At 39.1% G+C, this 16402-nt stretch carries 17 protein-coding genes; 5 read left to right on the top strand and 12 right to left on the bottom strand.

What is annotated here, in order from left to right:
• Nucleotides 1-101: 101 nt before the first annotated feature.
• The 9 genes from AAV98_RS19450 to AAV98_RS19410 all read right to left on the bottom strand — a co-directional run bounded on the left by AAV98_RS19450 (nt 102) and on the right by AAV98_RS19410 (nt 8545).
• Nucleotides 102-1406, bottom strand: a complete 1305-nt coding sequence (locus AAV98_RS19450) for a pyrimidine-nucleoside phosphorylase (RefSeq protein ID WP_156317871.1) — start codon at nt 1404-1406, stop codon at nt 102-104.
• Nucleotides 1407-1438: 32 nt separating this feature from the next.
• Complete coding sequence (locus AAV98_RS19445) at nt 1439-2254, bottom strand: purine-nucleoside phosphorylase (protein ID WP_060667169.1); 816 nt, start codon at nt 2252-2254, stop codon at nt 1439-1441.
• Nucleotides 2255-2267: 13 nt separating this feature from the next.
• Nucleotides 2268-3452 (bottom strand): phosphopentomutase, encoded by a 1185-nt coding sequence (gene deoB, locus AAV98_RS19440; RefSeq protein WP_060667168.1) that lies wholly within the window; start codon nt 3450-3452, stop codon nt 2268-2270.
• A gap of 219 nt (nt 3453-3671) precedes the next feature.
• Nucleotides 3672-4562, bottom strand: coding sequence for a site-specific tyrosine recombinase XerD (xerD, locus tag AAV98_RS19435; RefSeq protein WP_060667167.1), 891 nt, complete (start codon nt 4560-4562; stop codon nt 3672-3674).
• A gap of 6 nt (nt 4563-4568) precedes the next feature.
• A complete protein-coding gene (locus AAV98_RS19430) occupies nt 4569-4796 on the bottom strand; it encodes a YqzK family protein (protein WP_060667166.1) in 228 nt (75 codons plus the stop codon).
• Between the two features lie 126 nt (nt 4797-4922).
• Complete coding sequence (gene fur, locus AAV98_RS19425; protein ID WP_060667165.1) at nt 4923-5390, bottom strand: ferric iron uptake transcriptional regulator; 468 nt, start codon at nt 5388-5390, stop codon at nt 4923-4925.
• 109 nt (nt 5391-5499) lie between these two features.
• Nucleotides 5500-6141, bottom strand: a complete 642-nt coding sequence (gene spoIIM, locus AAV98_RS19420; RefSeq protein WP_060667164.1) for a stage II sporulation protein M — start codon at nt 6139-6141, stop codon at nt 5500-5502.
• Nucleotides 6142-6817: 676 nt separating this feature from the next.
• Nucleotides 6818-7984, bottom strand: a complete 1167-nt coding sequence (locus AAV98_RS19415) for an endonuclease Q family protein (RefSeq protein ID WP_060667163.1) — start codon at nt 7982-7984, stop codon at nt 6818-6820.
• A 9-nt stretch (nt 7985-7993) separates the two neighbouring features.
• Nucleotides 7994-8545: an NUDIX hydrolase gene (locus tag AAV98_RS19410; protein WP_060667172.1), complete on the bottom strand. Its 552-nt coding sequence runs from the start codon at nt 8543-8545 to the stop codon at nt 7994-7996.
• 73 nt (nt 8546-8618) lie between these two features.
• Here AAV98_RS19410 and mciZ point away from each other — a divergent pair, with 73 nt between their 5' ends.
• The 3 genes from mciZ (at nt 8619) to AAV98_RS19395 (ending at nt 10229) form a co-directional block, all read left to right on the top strand.
• A complete protein-coding gene (gene mciZ, locus AAV98_RS19405; protein WP_060667162.1) occupies nt 8619-8750 on the top strand; it encodes a Z-ring formation inhibitor MciZ in 132 nt (43 codons plus the stop codon).
• 55 nt (nt 8751-8805) lie between these two features.
• Entirely contained in the window at nt 8806-9726 is a 921-nt protein-coding gene (locus AAV98_RS19400) for an aldo/keto reductase (RefSeq protein WP_060667171.1), read from the top strand.
• Between the two features lie 188 nt (nt 9727-9914).
• Nucleotides 9915-10229: a hypothetical protein gene (locus AAV98_RS19395; RefSeq protein ID WP_060667161.1), complete on the top strand. Its 315-nt coding sequence runs from the start codon at nt 9915-9917 to the stop codon at nt 10227-10229.
• Nucleotides 10230-10285: 56 nt separating this feature from the next.
• On the opposite strand, the gene AAV98_RS19390 is transcribed toward AAV98_RS19395, so the two are convergent.
• Nucleotides 10286-10540: a YqkE family protein gene (locus AAV98_RS19390; RefSeq protein ID WP_060667160.1), complete on the bottom strand. Its 255-nt coding sequence runs from the start codon at nt 10538-10540 to the stop codon at nt 10286-10288.
• A 199-nt stretch (nt 10541-10739) separates the two neighbouring features.
• Between AAV98_RS19390 and katA the strand changes: the two genes are divergently transcribed.
• Nucleotides 10740-12197: a catalase KatA gene (gene katA / locus AAV98_RS19385; protein ID WP_060667159.1), complete on the top strand. Its 1458-nt coding sequence runs from the start codon at nt 10740-10742 to the stop codon at nt 12195-12197.
• A 176-nt stretch (nt 12198-12373) separates the two neighbouring features.
• Complete coding sequence (locus AAV98_RS19380) at nt 12374-13609, top strand: ATP-binding protein (protein WP_060667170.1); 1236 nt, start codon at nt 12374-12376, stop codon at nt 13607-13609.
• Between the two features lie 569 nt (nt 13610-14178).
• Here the strand turns inward: AAV98_RS19380 and AAV98_RS19375 are convergent.
• Together AAV98_RS19375 and AAV98_RS19370 are read right to left on the bottom strand one after the other, a co-directional pair.
• The gene (locus AAV98_RS19375; protein WP_060667158.1) at nt 14179-15909 is read right to left on the bottom strand and encodes a WG repeat-containing protein; all 1731 of its coding nucleotides are present in this window, start codon (nt 15907-15909) and stop codon (nt 14179-14181) included.
• Nucleotides 15910-16074: 165 nt separating this feature from the next.
• Nucleotides 16075-16284 carry a hypothetical protein gene (locus tag AAV98_RS19370; RefSeq protein ID WP_060667157.1) on the bottom strand — a complete coding sequence of 70 codons (210 nt, stop codon included), beginning with the start codon at nt 16282-16284 and terminating at the stop codon, nt 16075-16077.
• Between the last annotated feature and the right edge of the window lie 118 nt (nt 16285-16402).

The following is a 16402-nucleotide window of genomic DNA, read 5'->3' as shown; positions in this document are numbered from 1 at the left end:
TCCCTCTCTACTACCAGTTGGGACCTTCAGATCAACAGAAATGTTAGAAACTAAAAAAACAGCCCCACCAAACGGCAGGACTGTTTTCAACGTAATTCATCTTATTCAGAAATCGTATCATATACAAGTGGTGGAACCGTTACGTCCCCACTTACCACTTTAATGCTTTCATACAATGCTTCTTTTACTTTTGTTAGATCTTCTTGGTTACTGTGAATCGTTGCAAGAGATTCGCCTGCTTCCACTTTATCACCAATCTTTTTGCGTAGAACAATTCCTACTGCAAGATCAATTTCAGAGTCTTTTGTTGCGCGTCCAGCACCAAGTAACATAGCTGCAGTTCCAACAGAATCAGCCACTATCTCAGATACTACTCCAGCTTCTTTTGCTTCAAGCTCCACAACGTGCTTTGCTTGCGGCAATTTCTCAGGGTTATCCACAACTGAAGCGTCTCCACCTTGGGCTTCAAGGAACGTTTTTAACGTCTCAATTGCTGCCCCAGAACGGATAACTTCTTCTAGCATTTTTCGAGCTTCTTCCAAAGTAGATGCTTTTTCCGCTAAAAGAACCATATAGCTACCCAGCTCTAGGCATAGCTCTTCTAAATCTTTTGGTCCTTCACCACGTAACGTGTCGATAGCTTCTTTGATCTCCAAAGCATTACCAATTGCAAATCCAAGTGGCTGGCTCATATCAGAGATTACTGCCATTGTTCTGCGTCCTACATTGTTTCCGATATCCACCATTGCTTTTGCAAGTTTTTTTGCTTCATCCAAGTCTTTCATAAATGCGCCAGCACCAGTTTTTACGTCCAAGACAATTGCATCTGCACCCGCGGCAATCTTTTTACTCATGATGGAACTTGCAATTAACGGAATGCTGTTAACAGTAGCTGTTACATCACGCAATGCATAAAGTTTTTTGTCTGCAGGTGTTAGATTTCCGCTTTGTCCGATAACAGCCACTTTATTTTTATTAACGTAGTTGATAAATTCTTGATTATCGATTTCCACGTGGAAGCCTGGTACAGATTCGAGTTTATCGATTGTTCCACCAGTGTGACCAAGGCCACGTCCACTCATTTTAGCAACAGGAACACCAACAGCCGCTACTAATGGTGCTAGTACTAACGTAGTGGTATCGCCAACGCCGCCAGTACTGTGCTTATCAACTTTGATGCCTTCAATAGCAGATAGATCGATAGTATCACCAGAGTGCACCATTGCCATAGTAAGGTTTGCACGTTCTTGATCACTCATCCCTTGGAAGAAGATGGCCATAGAGAAAGCGCTCATTTGATAGTCAGGAATGGATCCGTCTGTGAATCCTGTTACGATGAATTGGATTTCCTCTGTTGATAGTTCTTTTCCGTCACGTTTCTTTTGAATAAGGTCTACCATTCTCATGCAGAAACACCTCTTATTTTTTATAGAATAAATTACATACCTTTAACAATTGTTTTTACGAATTGTAGGAAGTTTGCTTTTACCATTTCCGTTGTTTCCATTACTTCGTCGTGTGTTAATGGCTGGTCAAGAATTCCTGCAGCCATGTTAGAGATACAAGAAATTCCCAATACTTTCATGCCACTGTGACGGGCAACGATAACTTCTGGTACAGTGGACATTCCAACAGCGTCTCCACCGAGTGTGCGAAGCATTCTAACTTCTGCAGGAGTTTCATAAGAAGGGCCTGTGTTCCCAACGTATACTCCCTCTTGAACCTTTAAGCCGATTTCTGCCGCAACGTCTTTAGCTAATTTACGGAGATTTTTGCAATATGGTTCTGACATGTCCGGGAAGCGGGCACCAAGCTCATTGTTGTTAGGTCCAATAAGCGGATTTGTCCCCATATTGTTGATGTGATCGGAAAGAATCATAAGATCTCCCGCTTCAAAGCTTTCGTTCACTCCACCTGCAGCATTAGTTACGATTAATTTTTCCACACCAATATATTTCATCACGCGAACAGGAAACGTTACTTTCTCCATTGCATACCCTTCATAGAAATGAAAACGGCCTTGCATCGCGATAACTGTTTTTCCTTCCAATTCACCAATTACAAGCTGGCCAGCATGACCTTCAACAGTGGATACTGGGAACTCAGGTATCTCTGTGTAAGGAATCACAACCGGATTTTGAATTTCTTCTGCTAACACACCAAGACCTGACCCAAGAATTAGTCCGATTTCAGGTTTGTTAGATATTTTCTCATTAATATATTCAGCTGATTTTTTGATAGCTTCTAAATTCATTTTTAGGTTCCTCCTAATTTAAATCTTGCAAAAAGCTTTTTCCATGCTTAGGCATTCTTGTGTTAAAGTTGTCCGCAATTGTAGAACCGATATCAGCAAAGGTTTTACGAATTTCTAATTGTTTGCCTTCTTTATGTTGAGGGGAGTACGCTAATAATGGCACATATTCTCTCGTATGATCTGTTCCAGGTGCTGTAGGGTCATTACCATGGTCAGCAGTAATAATCAAAAGATCATTCTCTTTTAAGTTTGCAAACACTTCAGGAAGGCGTGCATCATACTCTTCTAGTGCTTTTCCATATCCTTCAGGGTCTCTTCTGTGACCGTAAACTGCATCAAAATCAACCAAGTTCAAGAAACTGATACCAGTAAAGTCCATCTTTGTTGTTTCCACCAATTTGTCCATTCCGTCCATATTAGAGACAGTACGAAGTGATTTTGTCACACCTTCACCATCAAAAATATCGGAAATTTTGCCAATGGAAATAACGTCAAATCCACTATCTTTCAGTTCATTCATAACAGTACGTTCAAATGGTTTTAAAGCATAGTCATGACGGTTAGAGGTACGTTTCCAGTTACCTGCTTCACCAATAAATGGACGTGCAATAATACGACCGACCATGTATTTTTCATCTAAGGTTAATTCACGCGCAATTTTACAAATGTCATATAGCTCTTCAATGGGAACAACATCTTCATGCGCTGCAATTTGAAGAACGGAATCTGCAGAAGTATACACAATTAATGCTCCTGAATCTACGTGTTCCTGACCAAGTTGATCAAGAATCTCCGTTCCACTAGCAGGAATGTTTCCGATAATTTTACGGCCTGTGCGTTCTTCCAGTTCACTAATTAACTCATCCGGGAATCCGTCAGGGAATACTCGGAAAGGTGTATCAATGCGCAAGCCCATAATCTCCCAGTGACCTGTCATTGTATCTTTTCCACTTGATGCTTCTTCCATTTTTGTAAAATAAGCTAAAGGCTTTTCTGCCTTAGGTACACCTTTTACTTCTTCAATATTACTTAGACCAAGCTTGGCCATATTCGGCATGTTCAACCCGTTCATGCGCTCTGCAATATGCCCTAGTGTATCTGCCCCTTTATCACCAAACTTTTCAGCATCCGGTGCTTCGCCGATTCCAACAGAATCCAGCACAACTAAAAACACTCTTTTATATGTATAAGAACTCATTTTTTAACCTCCTACAAACTTTCGATCTGATTTTACCTCTTGTATTTTCCCCTTTTTTATCTAGGATAATCATACAAGACTACACTTCTACTTGTCAGAAGTCTGACCTCTGCCTCTAGTATAAACAAGCGCTTTCAAAGTTGCAAATAAAATGATAAAAAAAGACTGTTCAGATTGTTCGAACAGCCCTTTCTTCTGTTCCCGCAAAAGAATCAAGTATTAAGCTCTCGGGTGGAACATGGAGTAAACATCCTTCATGCGGGTCTTCGTGACATGTGTGTAAATTTGAGTAGTAGAAATATCCGCATGACCTAACATCTCTTGAACGGCACGAAGATCTGCCCCATTTTCCAAAAGATGAGTAGCAAAGGAATGTCGCAATGTATGAGGTGTTAACTCTTTTTCAATACCTGCTTCCTTTGTCAACTTTTTTAAGATTTTCCAGAAGCCCTGTCTAGTCAGACGATTACCGTAAAGGTTTACAAATAATGCATCTGTGTTCTTTTTCTTTAACAGATGGCTACGACTTTCTTCTATATAATTGGTAATGGCATTTTGAGCCATTGATCCAAGCGGAATGATTCTTTCCTTGTTACCCTTTCCAATGCAACGGACAAACCCCATCGTTAAATGAACATCACTAAGATTTAGGGATATTAGCTCGGAGACACGCATACCAGTAGCATACAATAGTTCCAGCATCGCTTTGTCGCGAATTCCGAACACTTTGGTTGTATCAGGTGAATCAAGTAATGCTTGCACCTCTTCTAAAGACATCACTTGTGGAAGCTTTTGTTCTTGTTTAGGACGGTCAATATGTACGGTTGGATCTTGAGTTGTGACCTTTTCCCTAAGCAAAAATTGATGAAATGAGCGTATGGAGGCAATATGTCTGGCAATGGTTTTCGATGATTTCCCATTCTCGGTGAGAAACTTTAAGAATTGTAAGATGTTAGAGCGAGTCACCGCATCCAACGAAGACATCTCTTCTACCTTATTTAAATACAAAAGATAAGATTTCAAGTCTCGCTCATAAGAAACGACTGTATTTGATGCCAGGCCTTTTTCCACTACTAAAAAATGAATAAAATCTTTTAATTGATCCTGCAATACCCTCTACTCCCCGTAATGATAAAAGAATACTAAGCGCTGTAGCCAGCCCTCATCCCTCTCTTCTACCATTTTTGTCACTTTCACCGCTGCCCCTTCAGGCTCGTCATAGCGGTGGTAATTTTGATACTCTTGATTAATCCACATAATTCCATAGTAAAATAGGACCGTACAACCAGTGAATAAAATAAATACTTTAAATGTATTATAGCATGAATCTATAATTTTCTTCATGAAAGTCTACCTCCAAATATGCAAGTTAAGCAAATAAACTTGTCTTATTAGAAGGTATGACAAATTCAAGCACAATTATACCTTGAAAACAAAATAAAAACCTTTTCCGTGTTCGGCGGAAAAGGCTTATGTACTTTCTTCTTCAGTTTCATCTTCCGTATCTTGGCATCGATGGCAAATTCCATGAAAAGTTAAACGGTGATCTTTAATTTTAAAATTCCAATCACGTTCTACAATTTCCTCTACATCTTCTAAGAGGTCGTCTTGAATTTCATCGACGGCTCCACACTCTATACAAACTAAGTGATGATGAAAATGCTTAGCGCCCTCTTGGCGTAAGTCATAGCGTGATACTCCATCGCCAAAATTTATTTTATCGACAATTTTCAGTTCCGTCAGAAGTTCCAAAGTTCGGTATACCGTAGCAAGTCCAATTTCAGGTGACTTTTCTTTCACGAGGAGGTATACATCTTCCGCGCTCAAATGGTCCTCTTCATGTTCCAACAAGACCCGGACTGTTGATTCTCGCTGAGGAGTCAACTTATAGCTTGCGGAATGCAGTAGCTTTTTTATGCGATCTATCCTTGTTTCCATTTCGTTCCCTCCCTCGCTATACCACTTTATTTTATCTAAAGCGCAGGGAACTGTCAAAGAAAAAAATAATGATTATAAATAAGCGAAAATAATTATTATCATATTATTATTATTCTAATATAGAAATCACTGACTTCATAAATACTGGTGAAGCCAACGCTTCGATTAATGAAGCACCGACAAGCAATAAGCAAATCAGCCCCATGGCCATCGTGTACTTCATGAACTGTTGAAAAAATGGTTCTTGTATTCTTTTTACAAATTGCTGCCTGATCATTTTTAAGGAAAAGGCCACAGATAAAGTCCCAATGATAATATAAGCTGGAATGGCAATCATGTTTTGTGGAAGAATGGCAACAAAGGAAAACAGGAACCCTTTCCAGCTGAGTTGATTTACTAAGAAACCTACGGTAAATCCTACTACTACTCCTTTTAAAAACAGCAGAATTAATATTACTGGAAGTCCAATAATGGATATGCCAAGTATCCACATGAGAAGAACGTATTTAATATTATGAAAATAGCTCTGAAAAAATATATCTTTCGAGCTTGCAAACTGACCTTCTTCCACCTGACCAAAGAAGCGGCTCAAATAGACAAACAGATCTTGTTTTTGTGAAAAATTCATGCTATTGACCACGATGGCCCCGAAGATTACTCCCATAAAAAAAAGTACCACTATAAACAAATATAGAGAGGAGTGTTCTTTTATATGCCCTAGTAAAATAGTAAACCGCGACTGTTTTTTCATCCTTCTTCCTCCTATCACTCTCTTACTAGATTGTATGATAGAGGCAAGGAAGTATGACTTGTTTTAAAATTAGAATTTGTATATTTGGGATTTCGACTAAGCGAGAGAACGGTTGAAATTAGAGTTGTATGAGGACGATGTTTCAAGGATTTTTTCTGTTGAGGGAGTTATTGGGGCTCTATGAGGACAATGTTTTATGCTTTTTACTTCATGAGGGAGTCATTGGGGTTCTATGAGGACAATGTGTCAGGCATTTTCTTTCATGAGGGAGTCATTCGGGCTCTATGAGGACCATGTTTCATGCATTTTCCCTCATGAGGGAGTCATTCGGGCTCTATGAGGACCATGTTTTATGCTTTTTACTTCATGAAGGAGTCATTGGGGCTCTATGAGGACAATGTTTCATGCATTTTCCCTCATGAGGGAGTCATTCGGGCTCTATGAGGACAATGTTTCTCTTTTTCCCATTCCTGAGGGAGTCATTCGGGCTCTATGAGGACAATGTGTCATGCTTTTCCCTCATAAGGGAGTCATACGACCTCTATGAAGACAATGTTTCACGCATTTTACTTCATGAGGGAGTCATTGCCTCCAATAAGGACAATCTTTCTCTTTTCCCCTTGCTAAGGAAGTCACTGCCCCCCCATTCTCCACAATAAAGTAGTAACTATTCACGTTATATTTCACTTACTTTACCAAACTTGCCCCCACCGCCAGATGTAAACGCCAACTTACCGCTCCGAGCTGCCACGATCAAAGAAGCCACTTTTTCCCCTACAACATCCATTAATTCAACGTGACTTGCTTCATGCAGTATTCCCATCTCGGTGCCAAAAACTCCGCGTAATTTTGACAAAGTTTTGGGGCCTACGCCTGGTATGAAATCTAGCGGTACCTGATGAATATATGGGGGGCGGCGTCTCGTAGATGTCTCATTATCTGCCAGCTCTTCAATCCGATCAGAAACACCTTTAACAAATTTGGTGTGGGCACAACTGCTACATATGTCTTTCCCATGTAAAAAAGGAGTTAAGCACTTTTCACAAACTGTGGTATAGTACTTACCTAACTGCGGACTCAACCCGTAATTTGCCAGCACTCCTCGCCCATCCACTTCTTTCAAAGCAAGCCGCAACTCCTCAAAACTTGGTTCCTTCATGCGCACCTTCTGATATTCGCGGGCAATTTTACCGACAGAATGAGCATCAGAATTAGAAAGGAATGTGTACTTCTCCAATTCTTTTATCCGTTTAGCCATTAAAGTGTCAGCACTCAAACCAAGCTCAATTGCGTCAATTAACTCTGCTTCAAACACCTCATTTAAACTCCATTTTACACCTTTGCCATACAAACTTTTAAATGGAGTAAAAACATGAGCAGGAATACATAGGCCATCTAATCGATGAACCTCATGCTGAATTTCAACCGCATTTGCATAAACTCGTTGTGTGGACAAGGTGACATTTTTCATTCGCTTGCTTAACCAGTTTGAGAACTCCACCATTCTCTCCACTGTCTTCATATAACAGAGAGCATGAATTAGACCTTGACAGTTCTCATCATAAATCTCCACTTCCGCTCCAAGGATCAACGTAATATCACCCATCCGTACCCCGCCATCAACGAGTTCCCTCAGCTCACCAGATGCAATACGATTACGAAGACCGATTAGCACTTCAGGTACCTGACAATCAATCACTCCGACCATGTCTAAGCCCTTTTTAAAACGAGCCTCTTCCAAAACAGCCTCCAATGTCAATTGATTGGAGGCTGTAATTTTTACTGGCTTACCGCTTGTTGTCCGGCCCAAATGTATATGTAAGTCGACAAAATAATCTTGCATGGCCGTCCCCTACTTTCGAAGCAATGTTTGCATTTGCAAATACTGCACGGCATAAGCAGTCTTCGCATCATAAATTTCCCTTTTTTCAATAAGATCAAGAGCCTCATCTATTGACACTTCCAACAAGTCCACAAATTCATCTTCATCTAGATGATGTTCTTCCGTATCTTTATGCAATCCTTTTGCAATGAATAAGTGTACCAATTCATCTGCAAAACCAGGTGAAGTATAAAAAGAAATCAATGGCTCCAATTCATCACATGTATAGCCTGTTTCCTCTTGAAGTTCCCGTTTTGCGGTAACGATTGGCTCTTCCCCTTTTTCCAGTTTACCTGCCGGGATCTCTACTAACGTGCGCTCCATTGCCTTTCGGTATTGGCGGACCATAATGATGTTGTTCTCTTCAGTTACAGCAATAACCGCCACTGCTCCTGGGTGTTTGATAATTTCCCTTTTACTTGTCTTACCGTTTGGAAGTTCGACATCCTCTACATATAAATCGATGATTCTTCCTGAGAATAATTTTTCACTATGTAACGTTTTTTCTTTTAAATGTTCCATCCCGACCGCTCCTTGTTCTTTAGTCATCCATTTCTTCATACATTCTACCATACAAGGGTGAGGAGGGAGTAAATTGAAGGTATATGTCCGTCCAAACAATATCGTATTAGTAGGAAAGGCGTGGGAAATCCGTAATAAGCTTAAGGAATATTCCCATCGACATGTGTATGTGAAAACATGGATTAATTCTATTAAAGATGAATAATTTGAAGCAGTGACCTCCTTTTCGGTAAAATGAGGAAAAAGGAGGTTTTTTTTTGATACCTAAAAATCGACTCGGCAAATCCGACCTGTATGTAAGCCAACTTGGTCTTGGCTGTATGTCCCTAGGCACGGAAGAAACAAAAGCGATAGATATTGTAAAAAAAGCACTAGATTTAGGAATCAATTACCTAGATACTGCTGATCTCTATGATTTCGGACAAAATGAGGAACTGGTAGGAAAAGCTTTAAAAGGACAACGAGATAAAGTCATTCTTGCAACAAAAGCAGGAAACAAATGGACACAAGGAAAAGAAGGATGGAAATGGGATCCATCTAAACAGCATATCCAATCTGCAGTCAAAGACAGTCTTCACCGCCTTCAAACCGATTATATCGATCTCTACCAACTTCATGGTGGAACGATAGATGACCCAACCGAAGAAACAATCGAGGCATTTGAGGAGTTAAAAAAAGACGGGTACATCCGCGAATACGGAATTTCTTCCATTAGACCTAACGTTATTAAGCGGTTTGTAGAAAACTCCTCAATGGTTTCGGTAATGATGCAGTACAGTCTACTTGATACACGTCCAGAAGAATGGTTGGATTATCTTCACCAAAATAAGATAAGTGTTATTGCTAGAGGTCCACTAGCGAAAGGGCTCTTATCGGAGAATGGTCTTGATAAGCTACAAAACAAATTTATGGGAAAAGGTTTTCTTGAATACCGTCTTGAAGAGTTGGAGAATCTCTTACCAAAGCTAATGAATGTTACTGGTGATAAGCCTCTTCAAGCAAATGCCTTTCACTATTGTTTGGCACACCCTGCTGTAGCAGCGGTTATTCCAGGTGCGAGCTCCATGGAACAATTAGAAGCTAATGTTCATGCCATAAATGAACGATCACTCTCAGAAAAAGAGTATGCAACTATTAAAGGACTCGTAAAACAAGCTTATTACGATTCACATCGTGAGTAATAGGAAGCAGCTTCCTTTTTAGGGATGCTGTTTTTTGTTTTAGAGCAACTGTAAATTAATGAATGCTCATGGTCACCCCTCGGAAAGCAAAATGAACAGTGGGGTTGTGGATAATCCAATCAAATTTTTGAAACTTATTCCATTTTGATACGTAGATTAATTTATCTACGTATCAAGGAGGAAATATAATGGTCAAATTTCTTATCACTTTACTCATTGTACTTGCAGTAGAAATTGGAATCTTACTGGGAATCTCCACCTATTTTGACTTTAACCTCTTAAGCACCATGTTTTTCGGCTCTCTTGCTTTTGTCTTCCTTGCCTTCTTCACTAGTTCCTCAGGAGATATTTTCACTAAAAATTCAGAAGCAGCTGTTTTTGATTCCATGGCTGGTCGTTACACCCCGCAACAACAGAGGCCAACATTAAACATCGGTCCATTTTTGCTTGGATCTCTGTTATGTTTAGCAGTCTACTTCGTCATGGCTTTTTTCCTCTCCTGACAAAAAAGAGAATGGTTATCTAGACAGACCATTCTCCCTTTCCTTTTTAGCCGACCTTACTTGAATTCTTTCCAATTTTGATTACTCTCTTCGAACAATTCTTCAAACGATTTGTTCTTCTCTCTTAAACGCTTTTCTTCTTTTTTTCTTTCAGCTTCTTCTGCTTTTTGTTTTTGTTCAGATTGAAGTAGTTGGTCCTTCATGGATGTTAATTTCGAATAAACATCCCCTTCTAATTGATCTTTTAATGATACCTTCTCTTCCTTTTTATTCGTCAAAGAGCTTGGATTATTTTTATGCTTTTTCTTCACAACAAGTCATCTCCTTTCCTCACGTTTTCTAGTAGTATAGCAAATTCCAAATCAACCATAAACAAACAAATTATATATATCTATTACTTTAAAATATATGTTATTACTTTATAATAATTATAAAAAAGTATTGATTTTCGTCTGATAACTGTTATCATTATGCATGTAATAAAAATATTTTTTATTGAGGTGAAGGATTTTGACAACTAATAATAGACTGACAACTAGCTGGGGAGCTCCTGTAGGAGATAACCAAAACTCCATGACTGCCGGTTCAAGAGGACCTACACTTATACAGGATGTACACCTTTTAGAAAAACTTGCACATTTCAACCGGGAACGTGTTCCTGAGCGGGTTGTGCACGCAAAAGGCGCTGGTGCACACGGGTACTTCGAAGTAACGAATGATGTTACTAAATACACGAAGGCGAATTTCCTTTCAAAAGTAGGAAAAAGAACGCCACTTTTTGTCCGTTTTTCCACGGTAGCAGGTGAAAACGGTTCTGCAGATTCCGTACGTGATCCACGTGGATTTGCCGTAAAATTCTATACAGAAGACGGGAACTATGATCTTGTTGGAAACAACACACCAGTATTTTTTATAAGAGATGCCATCAAGTTTCCCGACTTTATTCATACACAAAAGCGTCACCCTCAAACGCATCGAAAAAATCCTAATGCCGTATGGGATTTCTGGTCTCTATCGCCAGAGTCTCTTCATCAAGTGACCATCTTGATGTCTGATCGTGGAATTCCGGCTACATACCGCCATATGCATGGCTTCGGTAGTCACACTTTCAAATGGGTGAATGAGGAAGGTGAAGGTGTTTGGATTAAATATCATTTTAAAACAGAACAAGGTATTAAAAACATGACTGAAGAGGTTGGAACGAAGATTGCTGGGGAGAACCCTGATTATCATACCGAGGATTTATTTAATGCCATTGAAAAAGGTGACCACCCTTCATGGAAGGTTTACGTACAAATCATGCCAATGGAAGATGCGAATACTTATCGCTTTGATCCATTCGATGTGACAAAAGTATGGTCACAAAAAGATTATCCGTTGATGGAAGTTGGGCGAATGGTATTGGATAGAAATCCCGAGAATTATTTTGCTGAAGTGGAGCAGGCCACGTTCTCTCCAGGAACACTTGTACCTGGAATTGACGTATCTCCAGACAAAATGCTGCAAGGGCGCCTTTTTGCTTATCATGATGCGCATCGTTACCGTGTTGGAGCGAATCACCAGGCGCTTCCCATTAACCGAGCACGAACTGAAGTTCACAACTATCAACGAGATGGCCAGATGAGGTTTGACAACAATGGAGGTGGCTCCGTTTACTATGAACCCAATAGCTATAGCGGGCCAAAAGAGACTCCTGAAAACAAGCAAGCTGCTTACCCTGTTTCAGGTATAGCTGATAGCGTTGCCTATGATCAAAATGATCATTATACTCAAGCTGGTGATTTATATCGTTTGTTAAGTATAGATGAACGCACCCGCTTAATAAAAAATATTGTAACAGCAATGTCACCTGTGGAAAGCGAAGAAATTAAACTTCGTCAAATCGACCATTTTTATAAAGCAGATCCAGAATACGGCATGTTCGTTGCTAAAGGTCTTGGTTTGCAAGTTCCACAAATGATACGTTAATATTCATTTTCATTTCTCTTTTATTCTCACTTCTGTCGAGCAGGCACCAAGATTTGGTGCCTGTTCTTGTTTGTTAGAAATATTTACACATAGTCACTTTTATTAGCACCAAAATCTAACTGTTTCTGCTATTATTAATGGGAATGGAAGTTGTAGCAGAAGGGATGTTTAACCTCTTGATTGAAACATTATTATTAAATTTTCTTTTTCTGATATTACCTATAATCATCTATTTAGTTTTTTTTGAAGACAAACATCATTCTTTTAATAGATGGATGTTCAGTTTTCTTGCCACCCTTTCCATGGTGCTATGCATGTCTCATCCTATTCATTTACAATTAGGGTTCATTTTCGATTTACGTTATATCCCTTTTTTCATAATTGCCTTATATTCTGGTCATAAATTTGTTTTCCCACTTTTCATAGTCTTAAATTTATACCGTTTTTATATAGGAGGAGAAGGAACTCTAAACTCTTTCCTTACCTCTACAATTATATTTTTATTCGTTCCTTTACTAAATAAAATGTTTTTGACATTTAAACCAAAGAATAGATTGATTTTTTCAGCTGGTATAATAACGGTGTTTATGGGAATCTATCTAACTCTTTTAAGTCTCTATTTCGATGCGTTAAATAGCGAATTTATCATGCTTAGTATTTATGCTGTCACAACACATGCAGCGTTAATGGGAATTATCGTCATACTGATAGAAAAAATCATTCTAAATATTCGAAACCGCGAGCGCTATATCAGTTCTGAACGACTGAATGTGGTAAGCGAACTGTCTGCAAGTGTTTCTCATGAGATTAGAAATCCCTTAACGGTTACGAGCGGTTTTCTTCAATTACTGGGTAAATCAAAGACAATTGGTGCTGAAGAAAAAAGATACTTAGATCTTTCCTTGCAAGAATTGAAGCGCGCCGAAAAAATTGTGAGTGACTACCTTTCTTTTGCAAAACCACAATCGGAAAATATGGTCTACTCTAATCTAGAAGAAGAGGCTGAATATACAAAAAATCTTATCATCCCATATGCTGCCATGCATCAGGTTGAAGTTCACTATTCCTTTCACAACACATTAAAAACGTCCTATGACCGCAATCAATTGCAACAATGTTTCATAAACCTTTTTAAAAACAGTATTGAGGCGATGAAGCCTAAGGGTGGTAAACTTTCTATCACATTTACGGAGCTAAAGAACAACATCATTATTACAATTAAAGATTCAGGAGTTGGCATGACTTCGGATGAGATAAATCGATTAGGTAAGCCGTATTTTTCAACGAAAGAAGAAGGAACCGGCCTTGGAATGTTGATGGTCTACAGTACAATCAATAAAGTCAAAGGGACCATCCACGTACAAAGTGAAAAAGGGAAGGGTACCACCTTTATCATCACCATTCCTACATAGAAAAAAGGTAGACTTCTAGAAGAAGCTACCTTTTTCTTTTTGTCAAAACGATTAGTGAAACGACTGCCAAAACGCGCCTTTTTTGTCAATGATGTTATTCATTTGTTTGAATGGGATTTCAAATGTAGGGAACCCAACCGAATATGGGGCTATCTATTTTTTAAACCAGTCTACTTTTATTTGAAGGTGTAGGTTCCCAGCTCGAGTTCTATCTTTTCTTTACGCCCATGTGTATTAGATAGGATCTGATAGTTTCTCATTTTGGATCATTTCGCTCAAAAAACTACTTTACCCATGTCTCTTTCTCCTAATCTATCCCAAGAACCCATAACTGAATTTCTCTACCACTTTTACTTAATTTTACGAACCTTTCCCTTCTACTCTTATTTCTTTAGTGAGCTTAACATAATCCTCTTCTGTACTAGAAGAATATATATGATATAGGTATTACTGTTGCTAAAATCATAAATTTAAATAATGGTTTAAGATTCATTACTTTTTATCTCCTCACTATTTATGTAAGAAAAGGCAGCATAATCATGCGCTACCCTTTCTTATTTCCTTTAACATTAATGGAAAGATCGCCAAAAAGCTCCCTTTTTATCAATAATACTGTTAATCTCTTTAAATGGTATTTCAAAAGTCGGAAACCCTGCTGCATATGGTGCTATTTCATAAGGTGTAAAGTAAAGAAACAAGGAATCACTCGACACGTAGAAGGGCTGATCAGGTTGAATTCCCTTAAATGAATCTGGGAAGTAGTTATCGGGGGTTTCCTGTATTTGTTTCTCCACCAAATCGCTTAACACCTTGACATAGTCACTGTTCGCCTTGAATAAATCTTTTAAGGTGTAGATTTTACCAGAATTAATATCTATCGGGACCATGATTTGCGTCGGCATCCCGTGTGCTGCTCCAAACGGGTAGTTGTAGCTGTTAAGCTCTAAAATTAGTAAGTTCTTTTTATAAAATTTCACAGAAAAATCACCTGTGTAATTATAATCCAGCTGTTTATCCGGGGGAATAGGAATAATTTGAGATTGTGTACGTAATACTTCGTTCACTTTTTTCTCTGCTTCTTTATTTTTCATTCCCTGTAATTGTGGATAATACACGAGATAATCTTTGTTTGGCCGGTATTTTTCTTCGCGGATTGAGACATTCCTATTTACAGGAATGACTGAATTTTGAGCATACACTAGATTGCCAGCTTTATCATAGTAGGACAACCTCTGATCCACAAATGCCCTCACCAACTGCCCTTCGATAGAAAGCGTTCCAATGCCATCTATAACAGGAAGGTCTTTTGCCTGTCTGCCGCTTTTGTTGATAAAGAAACTTTTAATACCTTGCGTCAAAGAGCTATATTCCCCTTTATAGTTGTTCACTGTATCATATTGAAAATCAGTCAATATCTGTCCGCTCACCGTATCGGCTATTGCATAGGTCGAGCCAACAAATGGTTCTTCAGGGTTAATGGCTCTTCCGATAGCTGCCCTGTTCCCACCAAGTTGATTGATATCATTATATCTTGGAGGAATGATGTAGTTCCCGCTCTTATCAATTAAACCGAATCTGTTTTTATAATCATTGGATGCATTGACAACAGCCCTCCCCCCCTGAAAAGGTAAAGCCATACCAAATTGCGGTTTTATGACGACATTCCCTGACTCATCTACATACCCTGCTTTATCCTGATAGGTTTTTTTGAAGGAAAGAAGCCCCTCACTTAATCCATTCATCTGTTCATACGGATACGTTTGTAATTGGGTTCCTGTGGAATTTAACAAAGCATATAAGCTATCTTTCACCTGTACGAGTGCTTTGCCGCTACTCATATCAAAGGCATACTGGTATTGAGCAGGAATTGCTACATTACCGTTCAAATCTAAGTATCCATAAAGTGTCGATTCCCCATCTTGGGAATGATGAGAATCTTGGAAAACCGCACGGCCCCCTTGATAGGGACTAATAAACGAATACGCTTTTTGCGTCAATACTTTACCTTTCTCATTTAAGACTACTGAACCACCTTCATTTAACATAGCTATGGCACGGCCCTCTGTAAAAGGGAAAATAGAGCTGTACTTGGGGCGAACCACAAATTTACCGGTTTGTGTAATAACCCCTGCCCTACCCTTACGAACAATCGCTAGCCCGTTTTGCTGAAACTCCCCTGCATCTTCAAAGGTGGGCTTTAGCACAAACTCCCCCTTCTCATCTATATATCCCCACTTTGTACCTTCAACCGTTCTTACCGATGCAGGAAACAAATGCGGTTTAATTATTCTCACGAACATATATGTGGTCACCCCATTAGTTTTTGATATCTTATGGGATTATGTGGTGATAGGTGAAGGCCTAGCTTTTTTCAGAAGAACGTAGAAGGAAGGGAACTATGCAAGAGAAGATTAGGTAGTTTGGGGAGTTGGTGCCAAAATAACTTTTCTGAAACTACGGAACGATCAAGATAGAATCGTGTTAGTATAAACTTTGTAATCCCCATTATTTGACGAATATTTTAAAACATTATCTTTTCCGACAGCTCCCTCTAAATAAGCCCTGATTGCCCCAGTGGTACATCTATGACCTGCTATAAGAATGTTCATTCCATCAAATGCCTCATTCTTCAGGCTGTTTAAGAAAACAATTATCCTGTTAGCAAATTGTTCCATCCCTTCCACTCCTTTATACTTGGTTGGATCTGGAATCGCACCGTTAAAAATCAAGGCCACTGAAAAAGTCTTTGATTTTTAGTAGTTTGTTAAGGCACCGCTGTTGATTTCCGCAAAT

The organism is Bacillus sp. CHD6a, from assembly GCF_001293645.1.
Lineage (GTDB): Bacteria > Bacillota > Bacilli > Bacillales > Bacillaceae_I > Sutcliffiella_A.
The sequence above is the reverse complement of the archived record's forward strand: the minus strand, read 5'-3'. Positions and strand labels throughout refer to the sequence as shown.